This is a genomic window from Caballeronia sp. J97 (genome assembly GCF_905220305.1).
Taxonomy (GTDB): Bacteria; Pseudomonadota; Gammaproteobacteria; order Burkholderiales; family Burkholderiaceae; genus Caballeronia.
In genome coordinates, this window is record NZ_CAJMZL010000025.1 from 47,248 (window position 1) to 71,770 (window position 24,523).

The window sequence follows — 24,523 nt, forward strand, 5'->3', positions numbered from 1 at the left end:
TCATGCAGCCGCGGCAGTCGATTCACGCACGATCAGCCGCGGTTCGAACATGGAGTTGCCCGGATCGGGATGACCGGCGAGGGCGTCGATCAGTTTTTGCATCGCGAGCTCGCCCATCTTCTCGCTTTGAATGTCGACGGTCGTGAGGCCGGGCGCGGCGTACGCACCGTAGGGCACGTTGTCGATGCCGGTCACCGACACGTCCTGCGGCACGCGAATGCCGAGCGATGCGGCTTCCTTCATGAAGCCGAGCGCGATCAGGTCGTTGTAGCAGATCACCGCTTGCGGCCGCTTCGGACCGAGCATCACGCGCGAGCAAGCCTGCTCGCCGGCAAGCGAAGTCGGCGCATGGGCCTCGTAGATGTCGAGTTCGAGGCCCGCTTCGGCGAGACAATCGCGCGCGCCGCGAATCCGCTCATCGTTGATGCGCGCATGCTCGAAGCCGAGATACGCGATACGGCGATGCCCGAGATCGAGCAGATGCCGCGCGAGCATGTAGGTGGCGAGGCGGCTATTGATGCCGACGCTCGGAATCGGCAGCTCGGCGTTGCGCAGGAGCACGACGGGCTTGTCGAGGTCGAGCATCCACTGCGCGTCTTCGTCGGGCAGGCGCGAGCTGACGAGCAGTCCGTCCACGCGCTGAGCGAGCGCCTCGATGAGCGGCCGCTCGCGCGCCTGGTTTTCGTCGATGTCGACGAGCAGCAGCGTGTAGTCGTGCCGCAGCGCGATGCGGTTCGCGCCCTTCACGACATGGGTGAAGTGCGGATTGCTGATGTCGAGGATCGTGAGGCCGATGGTGCGCGTCTTGCCGGTGATCATCGAACGCGCGAGCGGGTTCGAACGATAGCCGAGCGAATCGATCGCTTCCTTGAGCTTCGCTTCGACCGGCGCGGAAAAGCGCTGCGCCCCATTGATGTACTTGGAGACGGTCGCGACAGATACGCCCGCTGCGGCGGCGACATCGCGAATGGTCGGGGAACTTTTCTTCATTCGGAGGGTAACGTTTTCGCACTGTTAACGGATTGTCGCAGAAAATCAGGAAACGATGACATCGCATCTTGCATTTTGCATGCGGCGTGTTGCATGCCAATCTTGAACTGATGGCGCGCAGAACCGTCTCATCATTCCAGAAAACGTTTTCTTCCTTTTTGCTTTCAACGCTTTATCACGAATTCGACAGGAGTCTCGATGAATCAGCCAAACGCAGCGGCCAAGCCGTTCAAGCGCCTGCTTCTGACCGGCGCGGCCGGCAATCTGGGTCGTCAGTTGCGCGGCGCGCTCGCGCAATGGGCGGACGTCGTGCGGCTCTCCGACATCGCACCGCTCGATGACGCAGCAAGCCACGAAGAAGTCAGCGCCGTCGATCTCGCGGATCGCGAGAAGGTGATGCAGCTCGTCGAGGGCGTCGATGCGATCGTGCATCTCGGCGGCATCTCGATCGACGCGCCGTTCGACGATCTGATCGAGGCGAATATCCGCGGCACGTACAACATCTATGAAGCGGCGCGCCGTTACGGCGTGAAGCGCATCGTGTTCGCGAGCTCGAACCATGCAATCGGCTTTCATCCGGTCACCGAAGTGCTCGACGCGGATTCGCCGCATCGCCCGGACAGCCTCTATGGCGTGACCAAGTGTTTCGGCGAATCGCTGGCGCGCTATTACTTCGACCGCTTCGGCATCGAGACGGTGAACCTGCGCATTGGTTCTTCCTTCGAGGAGCCGAAGAATCCGCGCATGCTCGTCACGTATCTGAGCTACCGCGATTTCATCGAGCTCGTGCGCTGTTCGCTTTTCACGAATCGCGTCGGGCATGCGGTCGTGTACGGTGCATCGGACAATCCGGTGAAGTGGTGGGACAACGCGAAGGCCGGCTTCCTCGGCTTCAAGCCGCAGGACAGCTCGGCGCAGTTCGACGGGCTCTTTCCGGTGACCGGACCGACCGCCGAGCGCGACGACCCCGCGCAGCGCTTCCAGGGCGGCGCATTCGTGCTGGGTGAGCCGATGGAGCGCAAGCGATGAGCGCCGGCGTGCGCGCGGAACGGCTCGACGCGGCGGGCCGTGCGACAGTCGGCGAATGTCCGGTCTGGCGCGCGCAAGAGGGCGCGTTGTACTGGGTCGATATTCCGGCGCGCCGTATCGTCCGGCTCGAGATTGAAAGCGCGCGTCGCACGGACTGGGCATTCGACGAACAGGTCGCGTGCTTTGCGTTCGACAAGGCCGGCCGTGTTGTCGCGGGCATGGAGAGCGGCATGTTCGGCGTGACGCTCTCCGATGCGGGCGACGCGCACGCGGTGAAACTCGCCGCGCCGTCATTTCCCGCGACGGGCATGCGCTTCAACGATGGCCGTTGCGACAGGCAAGGGCGCTTCTGGGCCGGGACGATGGTGCAGGACATGTCGCTCGCGAGCGCGGTCGGTGCTCTGTATCGCTTCGACGAGCGGGGCGCGCTGTCGGGGCCGGTCGTCGACGGTCTGATCACCCAGAACGGCCTCGCGTGGTCGCCCGATGGCCGGACGATGTATCTGTCGGATTCGCATCCGCTGCGCCGCATCGTGTGGGCTTTCGACTTCGACCCCGACACCGGCACGCCCGGTGCGCAGCGCGTGTTCGCCGATCTGCATCACTACACGGGCCGCCCCGACGGCGCCGCGGTCGACGCGGACGGCTGCTATTGGACCTGCGCGAACGACGCCGCACGCCTGCTGCGCTTCACGCCGCGAGGCGAGCTCGATCGCGAGATCGCGTTGCCCGCGAGCAAGCCGTCGATGTGCGCGTTCGGCGGCAGCGATCTGAAGACGCTCTATGTCACGACGATTCGTCCGGCATCGAATGCCACTGACGACGACGGCTACGTGTTCGCATTGAACCCCGGCGTGCAAGGCTTACCGGAGCCGGAATACGCAGGGCTGTTACCGGTCGCATAAAGCTCGCGAAACCGGGCGATCGTTCGCCTAGTTGGTATTTTTTTCGCACAGTTTGGGACGCAAACGATTCGACGCACCGCATTGGCGCGCGTCGAATCGACACGCAAGTCAAGCTTAGGAACCGATACCAAGAACAAACACCAATGCTGTAGTTCCTTCTTAAAGAGTAGTCTCCGCAGGTATCCCGAGTACCGAGATTCTCTTATCCGGAGGAGACATTGATGGACCTTGAAGCTCGCACCATGAAGCGCGTGATGGTTCGCCTCGTGCCGTTCCTGATCTTGTGTTACTTCATCGCCTATCTGGACCGCGTCAACGTGGGCTTTGCCGCGTTGCAGATGAACAAGGCGCTCGGCTTTACGGCGAGCATGTTCGGTTTCGGCGCCGGCATTTTCTTTATCGCGTATTTCTTTTTCGAGGTTCCGTCCAATCTGTTGCTCGAACGATTCGGCGCGCGCCGCTGGATCGCGCGCATCATGTTCACCTGGGGCATCCTCGCGGCGGCGATGGCCTACATTCCGCACATCGCGCAGGCAACGGGCCTGTCGAACGCCTACGTGTTCTATGGCTTGCGGATTCTGCTCGGCGTCGCGGAAGCGGGCTTCTTTCCCGGCATCATCTTTCTGCTGACCTTGTGGTTCCCGGCGAAATATCGGGGCCGTGTCGTCGGCTACTTCATGGCGGCGATTCCGCTGTCCACCGTGATCGGCGGACCGATCTCGGGCGCGCTCCTGCAGATGGACGGCATCAACGGCATGCAGGGCTGGCAATGGCTGTATCTGATCGAAGCGATTCCGGCGTTGCTGCTCGCGTTCGTCGTGTACTTCTATCTGACCGACCGACCTTCGGACGCGCACTGGCTCGCGAAGGAAGAGCGTGACTGGCTCGTCAATCGGCAGGCGCAGGAGCGGGCGCATCGCGAATCCGTGCATGCGTTCAGCGTGAAGGAAGCCATTTTCAATCCGCGCGTGCTGGCGATTGCGTTGATCTACTTCGGCGCGAATGCGACCAACTACGGCCTCAGCTTCTTCCTGCCGCAGATCGTCAAGGCGTTCGGCCTCTCCAACGTGCAGACAGGCTTCGTCACGTCGTTGCCCTATGTCGTCGGCGTGATCAGCATGGTGCTGTGGGGGCGTCATTCGGATCGCAAGCTCGAGCGCCGCTGGCATGTCGCGATTGCGCTGATGGTGGCGGCGGGCGGCATCGCGGCATCGGCGGGACTCGATAACCCGGTGTTGAAGATGGTCGCGCTGTCGATCGCGGGCTTCGGCATCTTCGGCTGCCTGCCGGTGATCTGGACGCTGCCCGCTTCGTTTCTCTCGGGTGCGGCGGCGGCGGGCGGCATCGCGGCGATCAACTCGCTCGGCAATCTCGCGGGCTTCTTCGGTCCTTATGCGATGGGCTGGATCAAGGACAGCACGGGCGGCTTCGGCGCGGGCCTGCTGTGCCTTGCCGGCGCGGGCATGGTCGGCGTGGCGGCGGTCCTGCTGCTGCATCACGATCAGGCGCTGGAGACGATTTCCGGCGCGCACGATATCGAGGATGGCGAGCCCAACATGGCGCGTTGAAGTTGTGTCGATACAGGGACCGTATCGATGTGCGGTCCTTGCGCGCTCACTCGGGCGTTGACTGCGCCCGCCGCAACCTCTCCCGGCTGTTGATCAGATGCAGACGCATCGCGGTGCGTGCCGAATCGGCATCGCCGCGTTCGATCGCATCGGCGATCTGCTCATGCTCGCGATTCACGCGCGTCAGATATTCCGCGTAGCGATCGCGCGGAATCGGCGTCGCCGTGATCCTCGTGCGCGGGATCATGCGTGTGCCCAGGTGCTCCATGATCTCGACGAAATAGCGGTTGCCCGTCGCGTGCGCGATCTCCATGTGAAAGCGCAGATCGGGCGATACCGTATCGCTTGCTTCGCCCACGCTCTGCGAGAAGTCGGCTAGAGCGGCGCGCATCGTGGCAAGGCGCGCGGCATCGCAACGCGTCGCGGCGAGTCCCGCGCTTTCCGTTTCGAGGCTGATGCGCAATTCGAGAATCGCCAATGCATCGATGGAGCCGGCGACATCGGCGGGATCGAGGTGCAGCAGCGGCGATGCGCCCGCTTCGCACACGAACGTGCCGATGCCATGCCGCGTTTCGACGAGCCCCGCCGCTTGCAGACGCGACAGCGCCTCACGCACGACGGTGCGGCTCACGCCGAAACGCTGCACCATCTCCGCCTCGGTCGCGAGGCGGCTGCCGGCCTTCAACTCCCGCGCATCGATTTGCGCGCGCAGTGCGTCCACCAGTTGCGCGGTGAGGCTGCGTCGTGCGCCGGGGACTGCAATCGAAGATGCGTCGGTGTCGGCATGAAGTTCGGGTGATAGCGTCACGGCATTCTCGTTGGCATCGGTTTTACACACATTGACAAATCGTTCTGCAAATGATGATATGCGTGATGCGGTGATATGACAACGTACAAGAAGATGCGCGCAGGGTAATCCCTGACGAAGCCTTCAGGAGACACAACGCGATGGAACAACACACCAGCACGCCGTTCGCCGACGACGTCGCGCCATTCGATCGTCTGCTGCTGACGGGCGCCGCGGGCGGAATCGGCCGGGCGATCCGGCATCGCGTCGCCGAGTTCGCGCGACGCGTGCGCATCTCCGACTTGCCCGGCGCCGCGCCGGGCGATGCCGCGCCTCACGAAGAAATCGTTCCTTGCGATCTGGCCGACCGTCAGGCCGTCGATGCGCTCGCGAAGGATTGTGATGCGATCATCCACCTCGGCGGGGTATCGGTCGAGCGTCCGTTCGAAGAGATTCTGGAAGCCAACATCAAGGGCGTGTTCAATCTCTATGAAGCGGCGCGCCGTCAGTCCGTCAGGCGCATCGTGTTCGCGAGCTCGAATCATGTGACGGGTTTCTATCGGCAGGACGAACGAATCGACGCCGACGCGCGCAAGCGTCCCGATGGCTACTACGGCCTGTCGAAATCCTTCGGCGAAGACATGGCGCAGATGTATTTCGACCGCTATGGCATCGAGACGGTGAGCATTCGCATCGGCTCCGTGTTTCCCGAACCGAAGGACCGCCGCATGATGGCGAGCTGGATGAGCTACGACGACTTTCACGCGCTGTTGCGCCGCAGCCTCTTCACGAAGGACGTTGGCCACACGATCGTCTTCGGCATGTCCGCGAATGCCCACACATGGTGGGACAACCGCTGCGCCGCGCATCTCGGCTTCATTCCACGCGACTCGTCCGAGCAGTTCCGCGACAAGATCGAAGCGACGCCACCGCCCGAGCCGACCGATCCCGTGGCGGTGCTGCAAGGCGGGACATTCACAACGACGGGCCCGTTCGACCCGGTTTAATGCATGCGAAATGCAGTATCACGACATTTGTAGTATGTCGTCATACATCCAGCGCTGGCCGTGTTTGACATAGCGTCCAGCCTCACAGGGAACATTCGCCGCCATGTTTTCTCTCGATTTCTCACCGCTGCTGCCGTACTGGCCGACGTTCCTGCTGGGCGCATGGCTCACGCTCAAGATGACCTGCGTGGCCGTGTTCTTCGGGCTGATTCTCGGCATGCTGGTGGCATTCGCCAAGCGCGCCAGGGTGCCGGTGCTCTCGCGCCTGTGCATCGTCTATATCGAGGCGGTGCGCAATACGCCGTTCCTGGTGCAGATCTTTTTGCTGTACTTCGGCCTCGCGAGCATCGGCTTGCGCATGCCGACGTTCGCGGCCGCCGCGCTCGCGATGACCATCAACATCGGCGCGTATGCCGCCGAGATCATTCGCGCGGGACTGGAATCGGTGCCGCGCGGACAGATCGAAGCTGCCGAATGCCTCGGGCTTTCGAAGTGGCGCATCGGCTGGCATGTGATGCTTCAGCCGTCCATCGAGAAGGTCTATCCCGCGTTGACGAGCCAGTTCCTGCTGATGATGCAGGCGTCCGCGATCGCCTCGCAGATTTCCGCGGAAGAGCTCACGGCGGTCGCCAACACCGTGCAGTCCGATACGTTCCGCTCGCTCGAAACGTACATCGTGGTCGCGGCGCTATATCTCGCGTTGTCGCTCGTCATCAAGCTCATCGCGTGGGCCGTGGGCGAGCATCTCTTCAAGCGCCGGCGCGCGATCCGTCTTGCCGCGAGACGTGCCGGCAAGACGCCGCCCGATCCGCAGCGAGTCGATACGGTCATTCCCGGAGGTGCGGCATGAGCGGCGGATTCACGTCATCGCATCTCGTCTATCTGGTGCAATCGATCGGCTGGACGCTCGTGCTTTCCGCGCTCGCGTTCGTGCTCGGCGGCATCGGCGGCTTCGTCGTGATGCTCGCGCGCATCTCGCCGCGCGCATGGCTTGCGCGCACCGCGCTTGTCTATATAGAAGCGATTCAAGGCATTCCGCTGCTGATCCTGCTGTTCATCGTGTACTTCGGTTTGTCGGTCTATGGCTATCAGGTGCCCGCGCTCGTTGCGGCCGGTCTCGCGTTGATGGTCTATTCGAGCGCCTATCTCGGCGACATCTGGCGCGGTTGCATCGAAGCGATGCCGAAGCCGCAATGGGAAGCATCGGAGTGCCTGTCGCTCACGCGCTGGCAGACGCTGCGCCTCGTGATCATTCCGCAGGCGATGCGGCTCGCGCTGCCGCCGACGGTCGGCTTTCTCGTGCAACTCATCAAGATGACGTCGCTCGCGTCGGTGATCGGCTTCGTCGAACTCACGCGCGCGGGCCAGATCATCAACAACTCGATCTTCCAGCCGTTCCTGATCTTCGGACTGGTCGGCGCTTTCTATTTCGTCTTGTGCTATCCGCTTTCTCGCTGGAGCCAATCGATGGAGAACAAGCTCAATGTCAGCAATCGTTAAGGTCGGCGATATTCACAAGAGCTTCGGCTCCAATCATGTTCTCAAGGGCGTGTCCTTCGAAGTCAACAAGGGCGAGATGATCGCCGTGATCGGCGCGAGCGGCTCGGGCAAGAGCACGGCGTTGCGTTGCATCGACAGGCTGGAGACGATAGATCAGGGGCAGATCGAAGTGTGCGGCATTCGCGTCGACGACCCGAAGGTCGATCTCCATCTGTTGCGCCGCGAAGTCGGCATCGTATTTCAAAGCTATAACCTGTTCCCGCATCTGACGGTCGAAGAGAACATCATGCTCGCGCTACGCCATGTGAAGAAGATGGCGCGCGACGAAGCGCGGCGTATCGCGATGAACGTGCTGGAGCAGGTCGGTCTCGGTCAGAAGGCCGATGCGTATCCCGAACAGTTGTCGGGCGGACAGCAGCAACGCGTGGCGATCGCGCGTTCGCTCGCGATGTCGCCGAAGGTGATGCTGTTCGACGAAGTGACATCCGCACTCGATCCGCAATTGACGGGCGAAGTGCTGCGCGTGATGGAAGACCTCGCGGCCGACGGCATGACGATGCTGCTTGTCACGCACGAGATGGCTTTTGCGAAGCGCGTGGCGGATCGCATCATCTACATGCATCAGGGAAAGGTATGGGAAGTGGGCGACGGCAGCATGCTCGATGCGCCGCGCACGCCTGAATTGCGCGCATTCCTCGATAACGGGCTTTGAAATTCGCAGCATCCAATCCAGCAACGCTAATAACGACGGAGACATCACTTGAAAGCGAAATCGATCATTGCACGCGCGGCTCTCGCAACGTTGATGATGGCAGGCGCGGCGCACACCGCGCTGGCCGACCAGCTCGACGACATCAAGAAGGCGGGCGTCGTGCGCGTCGCGATTGCGATCGGCACGCCGCTCTTCAGCTATGCGGACCAGAACCTGAAGCCCGCGGGCTCCGATGTCGATACCGCGGCCGCGCTCGCGAAAGATCTCGGCGTGAAGCTCGAACTCGTGCAGATCACCAATGCCGCGCGCATTCCGACGCTGCAGGCGAAGCGCGCGGACCTCGTGATCTCCTCGCTGTCGGTGACGCCGGAACGCGCGAAAGTGGTAGATTTCTCGAACCCCTATGCGGTGATCTCGATCATCGTGGGCGGCGTGAAGTCGGCCAACGTGAAGAGCTACGCGGACCTCGACGGCAAGACCATCGGCCTCACGCGCGCGACGGTGAACGACACGCTTACGACGCAACAGGCGAAGGGCGCGCAGATTCAGCGCTATGAGGACGATGCGACGCTCATCACGTCGATGGTCACGGGCCAGGTCGATATCTTCTCGAGCACGCCTTCGAACCTGAAGGAAATGCAGGATCGCGCGCCACAGCGCAATATCGAAATGAAGTTCGAGCAGAAGACCTTCGATCTCGGCATCGCGATGAACAAGGACCAGCCGCGCCTGAAGGAATGGGTGAACAACTGGGTCGGCACGAATATGAAGAGCGGTAATCTCAATACCATCTACAAGAAGTATCACGGGCGCGATCTGCCGGAGAACATGCGCAAGGGCGCCTGAGCTTCAGCTTTCGTGCGCGTGCCGCGGGATTTTCCCGCGTCCGCGTGACGTGCCCGAACGGCCGGGTCGATCGACCCGGCCTGTTGCAGCGGTATTTCGCATGCCAGATTCCATCGGGAATGTTGCATTTGAAATGCCGCTATTTCAATATCCCGAAATTTTCCACGAAGCAGGCTGAACCGCCACAGCCTGCGGCCCTCCGACGCCGTGTCTGACAAGCCGCCGTGCTCCGGCGTACACTCGCTTCTGCGTTTCGAATCCTGCATGCGTTGAACCAACAGGGACGCGCGGCGCGTCGCTCTATGAGCGACTTCGTCATTCATTTGTCATCCTCTCTTTATTCCGGGAAGTACCATGGCAAAGAACACGATAGCGGACTATCTGGCGAAGACGCTCGCGGCAGCGGGCGTGGAGCGCATCTGGGGCGTCACGGGCGACAGCCTGAACGGGTTGGCGTTCAGCCTCGACCGCGTGGGTTCGATCCGATGGATGCACACGCGTCATGAAGAAGCCGCCGCTTTCGCGGCCGGAGCGGACGCTGCCGCGACGGGCAAGCTCGCCGTGTGCGCGGGCAGTTGCGGGCCGGGCAATCTGCATCTCATCAACGGGCTCTACGATTGCCATCGCAATCATCAGCCGGTGCTCGCCATCGCGGCGCATATTCCGTCGACGGAAATCGGTCTCGGCTACTTCCAGGAAACACATCCGCAGGAGTTGTTCAAGGAATGCAGCCACTTCGTGGAGTTGGTGTCGAACGCTTCACAGTTTCCACGCGTGCTAGAACGCGCGATGCGCGCGGCGATCGATCAGCGCGGCGTCGCGGTCATCGTGTTGCCGGGCGATGTCGCATTGAGCGAAGGCCCGGGCGTGGAGCCGCGCTGGACCGCGAGCGCGCCGGGCGCGATCGTGCCTGCCGATGCGGATCTTGACAAGCTCGCGAGCCTCCTGAACGGTTGCGAAGCGGTGACGATCATGTGCGGCAGCGGCGTCGCGGGCTCGCACGACGAAGTGGTCGCGCTTGCCGATACGCTCGGCGCACCCATCGTGCATGCGTTGCGCGGCAAGCAATTCATCGAATACGACAATCCGTTCGATGTCGGCATGACCGGACTCATCGGATTCAGTTCGGGCTATCACGCGATGATGTCGTGCGACACGCTGCTCCTGCTCGGTTGCGATTTCCCGTATCGACCGTTCTATCCGCCGCAGGCGAAGATCGTGCAGATCGACTGGCGCGGCTCGCAACTCGGACGCCGCGCGCCGCTGGAAATGGGGCTCGTCGGCACGATCAAGCAGACGCTCGCCGCGCTCCTGCCGAAACTGCAGCGCAAGGGCGAGCGACGATTCCTCGAGAACGCGCTGAAGCACTATGCCAGCGCGCGCAAGGACCTCGACGATCTCGCGACGCCGTCCGCGCCCGGACGGCCGATCCATCCGCAATATCTGACGAAGCTCGTCGATGAAATCGCCGCCGAAGACGCGATCTTCACCGTGGACGTCGGCACGCCGACGCTCTGGGCCGCGCGCTATCTGACGATGAACGGCAAGCGCCAGTTGCACGGCTCGTTCAATCACGGCTCGATGGCCAACGCGATGCCACAGGCGCTCGGCGCACAAGCCGCCCGGCCGCAACGGCAAGTCGTGTCGCTATCGGGCGATGGCGGCTTGTCGATGCTGCTCGGCGATCTTCTTTCCGCTGTGCAACTCGACTTGCCGATCAAGGTCGTCGTGTTCAACAACAGCCTGCTCGGCTTCGTCTCGATGGAATTGAAGGCGGGCGGCTATCTCGACACCAACGTTGATCTCAGCAAGACCGATTTCGCGCAGATCGCAAAGGGCGCGGGCATCTGGTCGGTGCGCGTCGAAGAGTCCGAGCAACTCGAGAATGCGTTGCGGGAAGCCTTCGCGCACAAGGGGCCGGCGCTCGTCGATGTCGTCACGTCGAAGCATGAACTCGCGATGCCGCCGACCATCGAACTGTCGCAGGCGAAGGGCTTCAGCCTCTATATGTTGCGAGCGATCCTGAGCGGCCGCGGCGACGAGATCGTCGAACTCGCGCGCACGAATCTGCGTTGAAGCGCCATGCGCGGCGCGTCATGCGCCGCGCAGCAACTCGGCGAGCTGATCGAGCGTGCTGCCATATCCTTGCTCGAGCGACGGGCGCAACGCGTCGAAATAGCGTTGCTCTTCCGCGCTTGCGCCGAACGGCTTCGCACGCAGCGCGATCGATGTCTTGCCGTTCGCTTCGCTGAACGTGACGACGTTCTCGATCTCCAGCGGGCACACCTCGCTGAACGGCGCGCGAGCGATGCCACAGTTCTCGTTCGCGAACGAGTTGAGCCACACGATGCGCTCACGCTCCACGATCTCGCGATAGTTGAAGCGGCCCCACATCGCGGGCGCGCCGGCGAACTTCATCGCGTAATGGAAGAAACCGCCGGGACGGAACTCGAAGCGAAGCAAATCCAGCGTGCAGCCTTTCGGGCCCCACCAGCGCGCGATTTGCCCGGCTTCGCTCCATGCCTGCCAGACGCGCTCGCAGGGCGCATCGAAGACGCGGTTCATTTCGAAGGCCACGCTTTGCACGGCCGTATCGTTACTTTGCTGCATGTTTTCTTCCTTTCGAGGTCGATGGTTTCTTCGGCTTCGCCTTTGCCTTCGTCTTCGTGCTCAGCAACGCATCGAGCCGGTCGAAGCTCGCATCCCAAAGCGACCGATACGCTTCGACCCAGTTCGCCACTTCGTTGAGCGCGGCGGGTTCGAGACGGCAAGGGCGTGTCTGCGCGGCGCGCGATCGGGAAATCAGCTTCGCGCGTTCCAGCACCTTGAGATGCTTGGAGATAGACGGCTGAGTCATGTCGAACGGCTCGGCCAGTTCGTTCACGGTGGCCTCGCCGCTCGCGAGGCGCGCAAGGATCGCGCGGCGCGTCGGATCGGCGAGAGCCGCGAACACCTGATTCAAGTCTTCTTCGCGCATCGCGATTTACTGGCCGGTTGGTTATATAACTGAGAAGGAATATAGACAATCCGCACGCGATCATCAAGTGCGGCGTTCGGCCACGTGCTTTATCCTCATGGATCGACATTCGAGAGAAATGCCATGAGCGAACCGAAAGAGAGCTTGCCGCTCGATCATGTTTTCGATTTCGAAGGGCAAGCCGTGCGCTACGGCGTGATCGGCGAGGGCGCGCCGCTCGTGCTGGTGCACGGGACACCGTTTTCGTCGCAGGTATGGCGACGCATCGCACCGGTTGCGGCACGCTCGCGGCGCGTGCATTACTTCGATCTGCTGGGCTACGGCGCGTCGGAAATGCGCGACGGACAGGACGTCTCGCTCGGCGTGCAGAACCGCGTGCTCGCGGCGCTTCTCGCGCATTGGAACGCTGGCTGGAATGGCGCTTTGCCCGACGTGCTCGCGCATGACTTCGGCGGCGCGACATCGCTCAGGGCCGCGTTGCTCGACGGCTGTGCATATCGTTCGCTGATGCTCGTCGATCCGGTCGCCGTCGCGCCCTGGGGATCACCCTTCGTGCGTCACGTGCGTCGGCATGAGGCGGCGTTCGCGGGCGTGCCGCCGTACATGCATCAGGCGATGCTCGATGCGTATCTGCGAGGCGCGGCGTATCGGCCACTGCCGGAAGAGACGTTGCGCATCTATACGCAGCCATGGACGGGCGACGAAGGGCAGGCCGCGTTTTATCGACAGATCGCGCAGATGGATCAGCGCTTTACGGATGAGGTGCAACAGCGCTATGGCGAATTGAAGTGCCCCGTGTCGATTTTATGGGGCGAGGAAGACGCGTGGATACCGGTCGAGCGCGGTGTCGAACTCGCGTCGCTGATTCCGGGTGCGCGCTTTACGCGAGTGCAGGGGTCAGGACATCTGATGCAGGAGGATGCGCCCGAGGCGATCGTCGGAGAATGGCTGACGTTCGCGATGCGTGAACGTCAGTGATGTCGACGACGACCGTCTCTGCAACGATTTCACGTTTTATTTTTCGCGCTTTCGGCCCTGAACGCCGCTTCGCCCGCATCGGATACTTCGACCCACTTTTTGTCGGGCGGGGCATCGTCGACATAACTGTCATGCCAGTTCCACCACTTGTAGGTCGGCGTCTGCGGATAACCTTCGGGCGAGTCTTCCCATAGCTCCTGACGGCCGAGCGGCGTGATGTCGAGATAGTTCCATGTGTTGCCCATCTGCTCGTCGCCGCGATTGTTGAGGAAGTAGGTGCGGAATGCGCGATCTCCATCGCGGAAGAACACGTTCGTGCCGTGCCATTCGTCGACGCCGAAATCGGCATCGAAACGATCAGTCAGCGTGAACCATGGAATGTCCCAGCCCATGCGCTGTTTCAGCCGCGCGATGTCCGCCTGCGGCGCGCGCGATACGAAAACGAGCGTGGTATCGCGTGCATTCAGGTGCGCGAGGTGAGCGACCTGATCGGCGACCATCGAGCAGCCCCGGCACGCATGCTCGGGCCAGCCGAACACGCCAGGCTCATAGAACGCGCGATAGACGATCAACTGACGCCGCCCGTCGAACAGATCGAGAAAGCCGATCTTGCCTTCGGGCCCTTCGAATAGATAGTCCGTCTTCACGGCGGTCCACGGCATGCGACGACGCTCGGCGGCGAGCGCGTCGCGTGCGCGCGTATGGGCCTTTTCCTTCACGAGCAACTGCTGACGCGCCGCTTCCCACTCCGCCTGCGACACGACGGGCGGCGTACGCATGTCGCTTTGTGCGCCCGTCGTTTCTTTTTTGTCTGATGTAGTCATGGCTTTTGCAACCTCCTGATTCGAACACTCGCTGTTGTTTGCCGTGAGTAAGTCTGGACTCGAAAGCGGATGGCCGGGAGTAACAAGTTTGACGCCATTTGCATCGGGCCGTGCTCGTAAGTTTTTCCTGATGCGGGCTAGCGATGGATGGCTGTTACAGAGTCCATCGGTAATCACGACCTCGCAAGCTCGATCAGGCCCACGAAGCGCGCAGCGCATGCATCGTTTTCCAGTATGTGAAGAAGCGTCCGGCGAAGATGCCCGCGACAATGCCCGACACGGCGGCATCGATCACACCGTAGGTCGAGAGCGCGGCCAGGTTGGTTACGGTCGCCATCTCGAAGCCCAGCCAGAACTTCGCGATGAACGTCGCGGCGATCAGCAGCATCGGCAACATGGACCCCGGCAGCATCACCGTTCGCGCGATCGGGTCGACGATGAAGCGGCTCTGGCTCGCGACGAACACGCCTCCCACGATACCCGCGCCGAGCGTGATGATCCACACGGCGACGGCGATCCATCCCGTTAGCGGCGACGACATCAGATGCGCGATGCCCATGCCCGCGAAAATCACCGGCACGATCGCGAGCTTCGAAAGCGGCGTCGTGCTCGCCTGCATCGCCTTGAAGCCGCGAAACAGCAGAAACGCGAGCAGCACCCAGACCCATGTCGGCGTGCCTTGAACGATGGCGATTGGCGTCATGATCATCTCCTTGAAAGCGGTTGTTTGATGCGCATCATGAGGCCGCGGAATTAGCGGCGAATGAGCCGGCGCGGCGGCTCGCGCATCGCGGGAATTAAGCGGCTTCCGAATACGGGCCGCGCGCCGGGTAAAATGCGGCGCCTGCCCGCCGTTCGGCCGCGCGCGCGCGTACCCGCGCGCAGCGGCATCGCGGGCCGCGTCCGCCCCACGAAGGCAAGCTTTCGTCCGTCTGCGTCCGTCCGGTCATCCCGCGCACCGCCGCTTTCGCCGATACACACGACACGCAACGACATTCGAGGATCGTTTTCATGCTTGCCCGCATCACCCGCCTTTTCCCGCTCTGGGCCGTACTGGCTTCTGTCGCCGCCTATTGCGCCCCTTCGTCCGTGACGGGCATCGCGCCGCACGTCACCACGCTGCTGACGATCATCATGCTGTCGATGGGCGTGACGCTTTCGATCGACGACTTCAGGCGCGTGTTCACGCGGCCCGCACCGGTCATCGCGGGCATCGTGCTGCATTACCTCGTGATGCCGCTCGCCGCCTGGGTGATCGCGAAGGCGCTGCACATGCCGCCCGATCTGATGGCGGGCATGGTGCTCGTCGGCAGCGTCGCGAGCGGCACGGCGTCGAACGTGATGATCTATCTCGCGCGCGGCGACGTGGCGCTGTCCGTCACGATCAGCGCGCTATCGACGCTCGTCGGCGTGTTCGCGACGCCGCTGCTCACGCGTCTCTACGTCGATGCGTCGATCGCCGTCGACGTGCACGGCATGCTGATGAGCATCGTGCAGATCGTCGCGCTGCCGATCGTCATCGGCCTCGTCGTGAATCATCTGTTCGGCAAGCTCGTGCGCAGGATCGAATGGATGCTGCCGCTCGTGTCGATGGTGTCGATCCTGCTCATCATCGCCGCGGTGGTCGGCGGCACGCAGAAGAGCATTGCCTCGGTGGGCATGGTCGTCGCGGTGGGCGTGGTGCTGCATAACGGCATCGGGCTTTTGGGCGGCTACTGGGGCGGCCGTCTGCTCGGCTTCGATGAAGCCGTGTGCCGCACGCTCGCGATCGAAGTCGGCATGCAGAACTCGGGCCTCGCGGCGACGCTCGGCAAACTGTATTTCACGCCGATCGCCGCGTTGCCCGGCGCGCTGTTCTCGGTGTGGCACAACCTGTCGGGCTCGATGCTCGCGGGTTATTGGGCCGGACGTCCCGCCAAGGGCTCGACGCACGATGCGAACGCGCAACGCGCTGTCGCGCGACAGGGCTGAGCGGCCGCATCGATCGATGCGAAGATCGAAGCGCGCCCGTTGTGGCGCGCTTTTTTGTTCACTCTTGCTTGCCGCTCAAGCCGAGCAATCCGCGAATCGCTTCTTCAGTCTGGGCATAACGTCCTTCGCCGAAGTGGGTATAGACGATCTTCCCGTTCTGATCGATCAGATAGAGCGCTGGCCAATACTGGTTGTCGTACGCGTTCCACGTTGCATAGCGATTGTCCTGCGCGACCGGATATTCGATCCCATATCGCGCGATCGCTTTCTTCAGATTGCCGGTGTCGCGCTCGAACGTGTACTCGGGCGTATGCACACCGACCACGACGAGCCCTTTGTCCCGATAGCGCGCGTACCAGTCCTTCACATGCGGCAGCGTATGCGCGCAGTTGATGCAATCGAAGGTCCAGAAGTCGACGAGCACGACCTTGCCGCGCAACTGTTTGAGATCGAGCGGCGAGCTGTTGATCCAGTTGTCGATGCCGGTGAAGTCGGGCGCCTGCGTGCCGGTCTGCTGAACGGTCTTCATGCCGGCGGCGGAACCGGTCGACGAGAATGCGGCGAGCGCTGCGACGGCGCCGAGCGCGGCGGTCATCGCCGTCGCGACGGCCGCGATCTTGAGACGGTCGAACATGGTGGATTCTCCTTTCGCCTGGACGTTGGAGCGTATTGAAACGCGCCGATGTATCGGGCGCGTGTCCCGTTTGTATCGCCATGTATCCGGCGACGCTGTCGATACACGGCGTTGCGCGGCGCGCCGTTTCTGAAATCCCCGCGATACATGAAGGCGCTGGAATACGGCACATGGCCCGATGTGCCCGTGCTCCGGCGTTCGATGCCGGTCCGTCCACCGCTCTCTGGAGAAGACCGATCTCATGTCACTCATCGTCATCGCGTTCCTCGGCGGCGTGTTCACCGTCCTGAGTCCCTGCATCCTGCCGGTCGTGCCGTTCGTGTTCGCGCGCTCGGACAAGCCCTTCGTCACCGACCGCCTGCCGCTGCTCGCCGGCCTCGCGGGCACGTTCGCGCTCGTGACCGGCATCGGCGTCGCGGGTCTCGCGGGCGCTGCGCAACTGAGCCAGTACGGCCGCTGGATCGCGCTCGCGACGCTCGCGCTGTTCGGCGCGGCCTTGCTCTTTCCATCGATCGCCGAGCGGCTCACGCTTCCGTTGTCGGCGCTTGCGGATCGCATCGTCGCGCGTTCGCAGACGCAAGGGACGACACGCCGTATCGCTTCATCGATGTTGCTCGGCGCGGCGACCGGCCTCCTGTGGGCGCCGTGCGCGGGCCCGATCCTCGGCGTAATCCTCACGAGTGCGGCACTGCATGGCGCGACCTGGCACACGGCTGCGGCGCTCGTCGCCTATGCGGTCGGCGCGGCGAGCTCGCTTGCCGTGGCGTCCAGTCTCGGCAAGCGCGCGCTGGATATCGTCAAGCGTTCGCTCGGCGTGGGCGGGCATCTGCGCCGAGCGACCGGCGCGCTCGTCGTATTGACCGTGGCCGCAATCGCGACGGGCCTCGATACCCACGTGCTCGCGCATATCCCCGGTGCGCCGACGAACGGCATCGAAAGCAGGCTCGTCGGCGTGCTGAAGACGCAGCAGGCACCGCGCGATGTCAGGCCCGACGCGCGGATGATGCGTGTCTCGATGCCGTCCGCGCTTCCCGTGCAGGGACGGCTTCCGTCGCTCGACGGCGCGACGACGTGGCTCAACGCCGCGCCGCTGTCCGCCGATTCATTGCGCGGCAAGGTGGTCGTGGTCAACTTCTGGACATATTCATGCATCAACTGCCTGCGCACCTTGCCTTATCTCAAGACGTGGTCGCAACGTTACGGTAATGAAGGGCTTGTGGTCGTCGGCGTGCATACGCCCGAGTTCGGCTTCGAGCGCGACACCGGCAACGTGAAGCACGCGCTTGCGAATCTGAACATCGGCTATCCCGTGGCCATCGATAACGACTACGCCATCTGGCGCGCGTTCGGCAATCGATACTGGCCGGCGTTCTACATCGTCGATGCGCAAGGTCGCGTGCGCTTTCATCACTTCGGCGAGGGCGGTTATCGTGAAGCCGAGAGCGCGATCCGCCAGTTGCTCGCCGAAAACGGCCAGCCGACGAACACGCACGACACGCAGGCGGTGCAGGTCAGCGGCGCTCAGGCGGCAGCCGATCCCGCGAACATCGGCTCCGACGAAACATATGTGGGCTACAGGCAGGCGCAGGGCTTCGCGTCGCCGCAACGCGTGATGCCCGATGCCGTCGAAACCTATACATTGCCCGCGCGGCTTTCACTCAACGACTGGGCGCTCGAAGGAAAGTGGAATGTCGGCGGCGAGTTCGCGGTGCCGGCCGCGCCGCACGCGCGCATCGCTTATCGCTTCCATGCGCGCGATCTGCATCTCGTTCTGGCGCCTTCGGCGGACGGCAGGCCGGTGCGCTTTCGCGTGACGATCGACGGCGCCGCGCCGGGCGCATCGCACGGCGCAGACATAGCCGCCGATGGCGCCGGCGTCGTGACGAGCGCGCGTCTTTATCAGCTCGTGCGCCAAGCCGGCGCGGTTGAAGATCGCACCTTCGAGATCGAGTTTCTCGATCCGGGAGCGCGGGCGTATAGCTTTACCTTCGGCTAACGCGCTTGCGAACTTTCTCGGCTTCGACGCCGCGCTTTTGCGCGGCGTCCGCGTGTTTACCATCAGAAAAAGTCATTGAAACAGCGCCGGCTAGGTGCATTCCCTAGCGTCTGCCGCCCCGGTCCGCGAGGCGAACGTCGTCCGCGAGTGAGTTCGTTGCCCGCAAAGCCGCGCCAGTCATGGCTCTGTAGCCCGCCTGCACGAATGCGCCATGTCCGGGCGCGCTCCGCACCGCCGGCTTGCATTACCAGAAGTATCGAAAAGTGCCCAGAAAATGTCGGTGGGTGATCGAAATTGGACATGTACGCTTCTTTCAACGCAAAGAACGCCGGGATGCTCCGGCAGCGACAAATCCCTTTTCTGAACTTGCTAGGTGGAATGACCCGATGATTCCCAGCCTAACGCTCGCACCGAACGACGTCACGAACACGGCTTCCGCGCGGTCCGCAAGCGCGTCGCCGGCCCGTTCGGTCGCGGCATCCCAGACCGAGATCCTCACGGTCAAGAACCTTTCGAAGATCTTCGGCGCGAAGCCGGAACGCGCTCAGGAGCTCTTGAAACAAGGTCTCGGCCGAAACGAGATCTTCGCCCAGACGGGCAACATGGTCGCCGTCGACGATGTGAGCCTCGCCGTCAACGCAGGCGAGATCTTCGTCATCATGGGCCTCTCCGGCTCGGGCAAATCGACGCTCGTGCGCCTGCTCAACCGGCTGATCGAGCCGACCTCGGGGCAGGTGATTCTCGAAGGCCGCGACATCGCGCCGATGAGCACGCCCGAGCTGCGCGCCGTGCGCCGGGAAAAAATGGCGATGGTGTTCCAGTCTTTTGCGCTGCTGCCGAACCGCTCGGTCATCGACAACATCGCTTACGGCCTCGAAGTCGCGGGCAAGAAGAAGGCGGATCGTTATGAAGTCGCGCGCGCCGCATTGACGCGCGTCGGCCTTGCTTCGTACGAAAAGCTGTTGCCGAGCGAACTGTCGGGCGGCATGCAGCAGCGCGTCGGTCTTGCGCGCGCGCTGGCGGTGAATCCTGCCGTGCTGTTGATGGACGAAGCGTTTTCCGCACTCGATCCGCTCATCCGCTTCGAAATGCAGAACGAGCTGTTGCGTTTGCAGAAGGAAGAGCAGCGCACGATCGTTTTTATTTCGCACGACATCGAGGAAGCGGTGAAGATCGGCGGGCGCATCGGCATCATGAAGGACGGCCGCCTGATTCAGGTCGGCACGCCGGCGGAACTCATTCAATCTCCCGTCGATGACTATGTGCGCGACTTCTTCCGCAACGTCGACGTGTCGCGCTTTCTCGACGCATCCAGCCTGATGACGAAGGTCGAGCGCGGACTCATCGCGTGCAATACGAGCGCGCCGTCCGAGCGCTATCTGAACGGCCTGATCGACAGCGGCGCCGAGTGCGGATATGTCTGCGACGAGGCGGGGCGCTATCAGGGCTGCGTGACGCCCGCGTCGCTGCACAAGAGCGGTAGCCGGCCGATCAGCGACGCGTTGCTTCGCGATGTCGCGGCCGTTGCGCTGACAGCCGATTTGCATGAACTCGCGACCATCGCACTCAGCCAGGAGCACGACGTGCCGGTCACCGATGAACAAGGCAGACTCGCGGGCGTGGTGTCCTGCCGCGCGATTCTCAAGCAGGTCATGGAGCGGAGGGCAGCATGAATTCCTCGATCTTTGGAAAGTTCGCCGAAGACGCAGTCAACTTTCTTTTCTCACATTTTCGCGGCGGCTTCGACGCGTTTTCCGCCGCGCTCGGCGCGGTGATCAAGGTGCTCGAAGACGGCCTGGGCGCGGTGCCTTTCATCGCGATGCTCGTGATTCTCATGGCGCTCGCGCTGTGGAGAAAGGGCGTCGTGTTCGCGGTGTTCGTCGGCGCGGCGCTCTATGTGATCAACTATATGGGTCTCTGGGCGCAGACGGTGTCGACGCTCGCGCTCGTCGTCGCGGCGACGTTCTTCAGTCTCGTGATCGGCGTGCCGCTCGGCATCTGGGGCGCGCGCAACAAACGTGTGGAAGTCGTGCTGCGTTCCCTGCTCGACTTCATGCAGACGATGCCCGCGTTCGTGTACCTGATTCCCGCGGTCATTCTGTTCGGCCTGGGCCGCGTGCCCGCGGTGATCGCCACGATCGTGTTCGCGATGCCGCCCGTCGTGCGATTGACGACACTCGGCATCCGCCAGGTGCGCGAGGAATTGCTCGAAGCGGGCCGCGCGTTCGGCAGCACGGATGCGCAACTGCTCTGGAAGATTCAGTTGCCCAATGCACTGCCTTCGATCATGGCGGGCGTGAACCAGACGATCATGATGGCGCTGTCGATGGTGGTGGTCGCTTCGATGATCGGCGCGGGCGGTCTGGGCGAGTACGTGCTGAGCGGCATTCAGCGGCTCGATATCGGCATCGGCTTCGAAGGCGGACTCGGCGTGGTGCTGCTCGCGATCATCCTCGATCGCCTGACGGAAAGCTTCGGCATGAAAGCGAAGAAAAAGAAGAAGGTCATTTCCACGCCGGCAAAGCCTGCCGCTACCGGAACCTCCGCGCAGACCTGAGCGATACGAGCGTCGGCCCTGTCCACATCCTGTTTAAAGAGATACGGAGTACGAAATGAAAAGCAGATTCATCGCGTCGTTGTTCACCATCGTGGCGTTCGGGATCGGCGCAAGTCCTGCGATCTCCGCCGAGCCCATCAAGATGGCGGTCACCAACTGGGCAGACGTGCTCGCGGTCGCCAATGTGTCCAAGTACGTGCTCGAAACCAGGCTTCAGCAGCCGGTGCAGTTCGTTCAGGCGGATATCGGCATACAGTATCAAGGTGTATCGCGCGGCGATCTCGACATCATGGTCGGCGGCTGGCTGCCGGTGACGCATGGTCAGTATGTCGCACGCTACAAGGACACGCTCGACGACGTCGGCATTATCTACACGGGTGGCAAGAACGGCTGGGCCGTGCCCGCGTATGTGCCGGAGTCGCAACTTTCGTCGATCGAAGATCTGAAGAAACCGGAGGTGCAGAAGCAGCTCAACGGTGTGATCCAGGGCATCGAGCCGGGTGGCGGTCTCATGCAGGCATCGGAGAAGACCATCAAGGCGTATGACCTGTCGGGCTACAAGCTGCAATCGGCGAGCGAGGCCGGCATGCTCGCGTCGATTCAACGCGCATACGGGTCGAAGCAATGGATCGTCGCGACCGTCTGGAGCCCGCACTGGTTGTTCCAGAAATGGCAGATGCGCTATCTGAAGGACCCGAAGGGCACGCTCGGCGGCGAAGAGCAGGTTCACGCGTTCGCATCCAAGCAGTTCGCGAAGAAGTTTCCGCGCGCGGATGTCTTCTTCAAGCACTTCAAACTGACGCTGGCGGATGTGGAAGCGATCGAGTTCGAAGGCAATTCGACCAACGATTACGCGACGGCCGCGAAGAAGTTCGTCGATGCGCATCCGGACAAGGTCAAGGCTTGGCTGGAACAGTGATTCAGAAGCACGTTACCGAAGTATTTACATGCTCGAGCGCTCGCCCGATGAGCGCCGCGCATGTCGAAACGATCCATTCATCAGAGAGACCAAAATGAGCTTCGAAGGCGTACATACCCCGCTCGTCACCCCGTTCAAGGCCGATGGCGAAATCGATCACGACATGCTCGGCAAGCATGCCGCCAGTCTCGTGGGCCGCGTGTCGGGCATGGGCGTCGGCGGCACGACGGGCGAATACTATGCGCTCAGCTTCGAAGAGCGCGTGAAGACGTTCGATACGGTGGCGTCGGCGGTCGGCGGAAAGACGTATCTCACCGCCGGCATCAACGCAACCACGACGAAGGAAGTCCTGCGGCTCGGTCATGAAGCGAAGCGCGCGGGCTACGACGCGTTGCTGGTCGCCGCGCCTTACTACGTGCAGCCGACGCAAGACGAACTGCTCGATCACTTGCAGAAAGTCGACGACGCGCTCGACATGCCGATCATGCTCTACAACTTTCCCGCGCGCACGGGCACGCCCATCGGCGACGAAGTCCTCGACAGGCTGCTGCAGCGCCCGAACTTCGCCGCGATGAAGGAGAGCACGGGCGACATCGCGCATCTGCATCATCTCGCGACGCAACTGCCGGAGCGCTTCGTGCTCAGTTGCGGCATGGACGATCAGGCGCTCGAATTCTTCGCATGGGGCGCGCGGAGCTGGGTGGCGGGCGCATCGAACTTTTTGCCTGAAGCGCATACGGACTTGCTCGAAGCCTGTGTGAAACGCGGCGACTTCATCGCGGGCCGCAAGCTGATGACGCAATTGCTTCCCGTGCTCGAACTGCTGGAGCGCAGCGGCAAGTTCATCCAGTACGTGCGTTACGGCTGCGAGCTCGCGGGCACGCGCGTCGGCCATGCGCGTGCGCCGCTCGGCACGCTCGACGACGAAGAGCGCAGCGCCTTTGCCAAGATCGTTCAACCCCTGCTGCGCAACGCTCAGTAAGTCACGTGAATGAGCTCGAAACTGGACTTCATGCGGTTTCCCGCGCCTGACGGCGTGAACGGCTGGTGGGAAACCCTGCCGGCCGCTGCGCCCGCGAGAAGCGTGACGGGCGAGCAGCGCTTCGACTACGTGGTGGTGGGCGGCGGCATCACCGGTCTGTGTGCGGCGCGGCGGCTCGCCGAGCTTGCGCCGGAGGCATCGATCGCACTCGTCGAGGCCGATCGCATCGGACGGACGACGGCAGGGCGCAACTCCGGCTTTTTCGTCGATCTGCCGCATGACATCAGCAGCGAAAGCTACTCGCGCAGTGTCGAGGCCGACAAGGCGGACGTGCGGCTGCAACGTCACGGCATCGATTATGTGCGCCGTACCGTCAGACAACACGGCATCGATTGCAACTGGCGCGACGACGGGAAGTTTCACGCCTCGGTGAACAAGAAGGGGCACGCGGCGCTGACTCACTTCGCGGACGGACTCGCGCGCATCAACGAGCCGTGCGAATGGCTCGACGACGCCGCGATCGCAAAGGTGTGCGGCACGCGCTTCTACCAGAGCGCGTTGTTTACGCCGGGATGCAGCACGGTCCAGCCAGCGGCGCTCATGCGCGGCCTCGCGGCGACGCAGCCCTCGAACGTGACAGTGTTCGAACTGAGCGCGGTGAAGAACATGGAAACGCGCGGCCAGACGAAACAGTTGATCTTCGCGAACGGCAAGATCGAAGCGAAGCGCGTCGTGCTGTGCACCAACGCGTATGCGGCGACGTTCGGCGGCCATCCGAACGGCTTGCTGCCGGTCTACACGTTCGCGTCGATGTCGCGCGTGATGAACGACGACGAGATCGCGGCACTCGGCGGAACGGATTCGTGGGCGCTCATTCCCGCGGACCCGATGGGCACCACCGTGCGCCGTCTCGCGACCAATCGCATTTGCGTGCGCAACCATTTCGCGTTCCGGCCGAATCTTTCGGTATCGGAAGGCGATCTCGCGAAGGCGAAGCATCTGCATCAACGTTCGTTCGATCGCCGTTTTCCGATGCTCGAGGATGTCGAGCTGCAATACACGTGGGGCGGCGCGTTGTGCCTGTCGGCGAACAACGGCGCGCTCTTCGGATTGCGCGAGGACGGCGTGTACGAAGCGGTCGGCTGCAACGGACTGGGCCTGAGCCGCGGGTCGGCGGCAGGCAAGCTCATCGCCGAACATGCGCTCGGGCAAACGAACGATCTGATCGATCAACTCTTGAAACAGCCGCATCCGCGCTCGTTGCCCGTTCGACCGATCGCGGATGTCGCGGTATCGGCGGCGATCTGGGTGAAGGAATTCTCGGCGGGCGCCGAGCTTTGA

The 24,523-nt window shown here is 62.8% G+C and carries 24 protein-coding genes; 17 read left to right on the forward strand and 7 right to left on the reverse strand.

Features of this window, described 5'->3' with window-relative positions; genetic code table 11:
- Nucleotides 1–990, reverse strand: a complete 990-nt coding sequence (locus U4Y90_RS26235; RefSeq protein WP_321798988.1) for a LacI family DNA-binding transcriptional regulator — start codon at nt 988–990, stop codon at nt 1–3.
- Nucleotides 991–1,188: 198 nt separating this feature from the next.
- On the opposite strand from U4Y90_RS26235, the gene U4Y90_RS26240 reads away from it, so the two are divergent.
- The 3 genes from U4Y90_RS26240 (at nt 1,189) to U4Y90_RS26250 (ending at nt 4,492) form a co-directional block, all read left to right on the forward strand.
- Nucleotides 1,189–2,019, forward strand: a complete 831-nt coding sequence (locus U4Y90_RS26240; RefSeq protein WP_321798990.1) for an NAD(P)-dependent oxidoreductase — start codon at nt 1,189–1,191, stop codon at nt 2,017–2,019.
- Nucleotides 2,016–2,924 carry an SMP-30/gluconolactonase/LRE family protein gene (locus U4Y90_RS26245; protein WP_321798991.1) on the forward strand — a complete coding sequence of 303 codons (909 nt, stop codon included), beginning with the start codon at nt 2,016–2,018 and terminating at the stop codon, nt 2,922–2,924. The genes U4Y90_RS26240 and U4Y90_RS26245 overlap by 4 nt, the downstream gene beginning before the upstream one ends.
- A 221-nt stretch (nt 2,925–3,145) precedes the next feature.
- On the forward strand, nt 3,146–4,492 hold the full coding sequence (locus U4Y90_RS26250) for an MFS transporter (protein WP_321798993.1): 1,347 nt from the start codon (nt 3,146–3,148) through the stop codon (nt 4,490–4,492).
- Between the two features lie 46 nt (nt 4,493–4,538).
- Here U4Y90_RS26250 and U4Y90_RS26255 read toward each other — a convergent pair whose 3' ends face one another.
- On the reverse strand, nt 4,539–5,300 hold the full coding sequence (locus U4Y90_RS26255) for a FadR/GntR family transcriptional regulator (RefSeq protein ID WP_321798995.1): 762 nt from the start codon (nt 5,298–5,300) through the stop codon (nt 4,539–4,541).
- Nucleotides 5,301–5,440: 140 nt separating this feature from the next.
- Here U4Y90_RS26255 and U4Y90_RS26260 point away from each other — a divergent pair, with 140 nt between their 5' ends.
- From U4Y90_RS26260 to poxB, 6 genes are all read left to right on the forward strand, one after another.
- On the forward strand, nt 5,441–6,286 hold the full coding sequence (locus tag U4Y90_RS26260; RefSeq protein WP_321798997.1) for an NAD(P)-dependent oxidoreductase: 846 nt from the start codon (nt 5,441–5,443) through the stop codon (nt 6,284–6,286).
- A gap of 103 nt (nt 6,287–6,389) precedes the next feature.
- Nucleotides 6,390–7,136: an amino acid ABC transporter permease gene (locus tag U4Y90_RS26265; RefSeq protein ID WP_321798999.1), complete on the forward strand. Its 747-nt coding sequence runs from the start codon at nt 6,390–6,392 to the stop codon at nt 7,134–7,136.
- Complete coding sequence (locus tag U4Y90_RS26270; protein ID WP_321799001.1) at nt 7,133–7,786, forward strand: amino acid ABC transporter permease; 654 nt, start codon at nt 7,133–7,135, stop codon at nt 7,784–7,786. Before U4Y90_RS26265 ends, U4Y90_RS26270 begins: the two co-directional genes overlap by 4 nt.
- The gene (locus tag U4Y90_RS26275) at nt 7,770–8,498 is read left to right on the forward strand and encodes an amino acid ABC transporter ATP-binding protein (protein ID WP_321799003.1); all 729 of its coding nucleotides are present in this window, start codon (nt 7,770–7,772) and stop codon (nt 8,496–8,498) included. The genes U4Y90_RS26270 and U4Y90_RS26275 overlap by 17 nt, the downstream gene beginning before the upstream one ends.
- A 48-nt stretch (nt 8,499–8,546) precedes the next feature.
- The gene (locus tag U4Y90_RS26280) at nt 8,547–9,344 is read left to right on the forward strand and encodes a transporter substrate-binding domain-containing protein (RefSeq protein WP_321799004.1); all 798 of its coding nucleotides are present in this window, start codon (nt 8,547–8,549) and stop codon (nt 9,342–9,344) included.
- Nucleotides 9,345–9,698: 354 nt separating this feature from the next.
- Nucleotides 9,699–11,420, forward strand: a complete 1,722-nt coding sequence (poxB, locus tag U4Y90_RS26285; RefSeq protein WP_321799005.1) for a ubiquinone-dependent pyruvate dehydrogenase — start codon at nt 9,699–9,701, stop codon at nt 11,418–11,420.
- Nucleotides 11,421–11,438: 18 nt separating this feature from the next.
- Here poxB and U4Y90_RS26290 read toward each other — a convergent pair whose 3' ends face one another.
- Together U4Y90_RS26290 and U4Y90_RS26295 are read right to left on the reverse strand one after the other, a co-directional pair.
- A complete protein-coding gene (locus tag U4Y90_RS26290) occupies nt 11,439–11,954 on the reverse strand; it encodes an SRPBCC domain-containing protein (protein WP_321799007.1) in 516 nt (171 codons plus the stop codon).
- Nucleotides 11,941–12,321, reverse strand: coding sequence for a metalloregulator ArsR/SmtB family transcription factor (locus U4Y90_RS26295; protein ID WP_321799008.1), 381 nt, complete (start codon nt 12,319–12,321; stop codon nt 11,941–11,943). Before U4Y90_RS26295 ends, U4Y90_RS26290 begins: the two co-directional genes overlap by 14 nt.
- A 123-nt stretch (nt 12,322–12,444) precedes the next feature.
- On the opposite strand from U4Y90_RS26295, the gene U4Y90_RS26300 reads away from it, so the two are divergent.
- Nucleotides 12,445–13,299: an alpha/beta hydrolase gene (locus U4Y90_RS26300; protein ID WP_321799010.1), complete on the forward strand. Its 855-nt coding sequence runs from the start codon at nt 12,445–12,447 to the stop codon at nt 13,297–13,299.
- A gap of 29 nt (nt 13,300–13,328) precedes the next feature.
- Here U4Y90_RS26300 and U4Y90_RS26305 read toward each other — a convergent pair whose 3' ends face one another.
- Complete coding sequence (locus U4Y90_RS26305; RefSeq protein WP_321799012.1) at nt 13,329–14,123, reverse strand: DUF899 domain-containing protein; 795 nt, start codon at nt 14,121–14,123, stop codon at nt 13,329–13,331.
- 193 nt (nt 14,124–14,316) lie between these two features.
- Entirely contained in the window at nt 14,317–14,826 is a 510-nt protein-coding gene (locus U4Y90_RS26310) for a DUF6622 family protein (RefSeq protein WP_321799013.1), read from the reverse strand.
- Nucleotides 14,827–15,134: 308 nt separating this feature from the next.
- Here U4Y90_RS26310 and panS point away from each other — a divergent pair, with 308 nt between their 5' ends.
- A complete protein-coding gene (gene panS / locus U4Y90_RS26315) occupies nt 15,135–16,094 on the forward strand; it encodes a ketopantoate/pantoate/pantothenate transporter PanS (RefSeq protein WP_321799015.1) in 960 nt (319 codons plus the stop codon).
- Nucleotides 16,095–16,152: 58 nt separating this feature from the next.
- Here the strand turns inward: panS and U4Y90_RS26320 are convergent, their stop codons facing one another.
- Nucleotides 16,153–16,728 carry a thioredoxin family protein gene (locus tag U4Y90_RS26320; RefSeq protein ID WP_321799017.1) on the reverse strand — a complete coding sequence of 192 codons (576 nt, stop codon included), beginning with the start codon at nt 16,726–16,728 and terminating at the stop codon, nt 16,153–16,155.
- Between the two features lie 241 nt (nt 16,729–16,969).
- Between U4Y90_RS26320 and U4Y90_RS26325 the strand changes: the two genes are divergently transcribed.
- The 6 genes from U4Y90_RS26325 (at nt 16,970) to U4Y90_RS26350 (ending at nt 24,523) form a co-directional block, all read left to right on the forward strand.
- Complete coding sequence (locus U4Y90_RS26325) at nt 16,970–18,724, forward strand: cytochrome c biogenesis protein DipZ (protein WP_321799018.1); 1,755 nt, start codon at nt 16,970–16,972, stop codon at nt 18,722–18,724.
- Between the two features lie 386 nt (nt 18,725–19,110).
- Nucleotides 19,111–20,397 (forward strand): glycine betaine/L-proline ABC transporter ATP-binding protein, encoded by a 1,287-nt coding sequence (locus U4Y90_RS26330; RefSeq protein ID WP_321799082.1) that lies wholly within the window; start codon nt 19,111–19,113, stop codon nt 20,395–20,397.
- Nucleotides 20,394–21,281 (forward strand): proline/glycine betaine ABC transporter permease, encoded by an 888-nt coding sequence (locus tag U4Y90_RS26335; RefSeq protein WP_321799020.1) that lies wholly within the window; start codon nt 20,394–20,396, stop codon nt 21,279–21,281. The genes U4Y90_RS26330 and U4Y90_RS26335 overlap by 4 nt, the downstream gene beginning before the upstream one ends.
- A 55-nt stretch (nt 21,282–21,336) precedes the next feature.
- Nucleotides 21,337–22,200 carry a glycine betaine ABC transporter substrate-binding protein gene (locus U4Y90_RS26340; protein ID WP_321799021.1) on the forward strand — a complete coding sequence of 288 codons (864 nt, stop codon included), beginning with the start codon at nt 21,337–21,339 and terminating at the stop codon, nt 22,198–22,200.
- A 94-nt stretch (nt 22,201–22,294) separates the two neighbouring features.
- Complete coding sequence (locus tag U4Y90_RS26345) at nt 22,295–23,182, forward strand: dihydrodipicolinate synthase family protein (RefSeq protein WP_321799023.1); 888 nt, start codon at nt 22,295–22,297, stop codon at nt 23,180–23,182.
- 9 nt (nt 23,183–23,191) lie between these two features.
- Nucleotides 23,192–24,523: an FAD-binding oxidoreductase gene (locus tag U4Y90_RS26350; protein ID WP_321799025.1), complete on the forward strand. Its 1,332-nt coding sequence runs from the start codon at nt 23,192–23,194 to the stop codon at nt 24,521–24,523.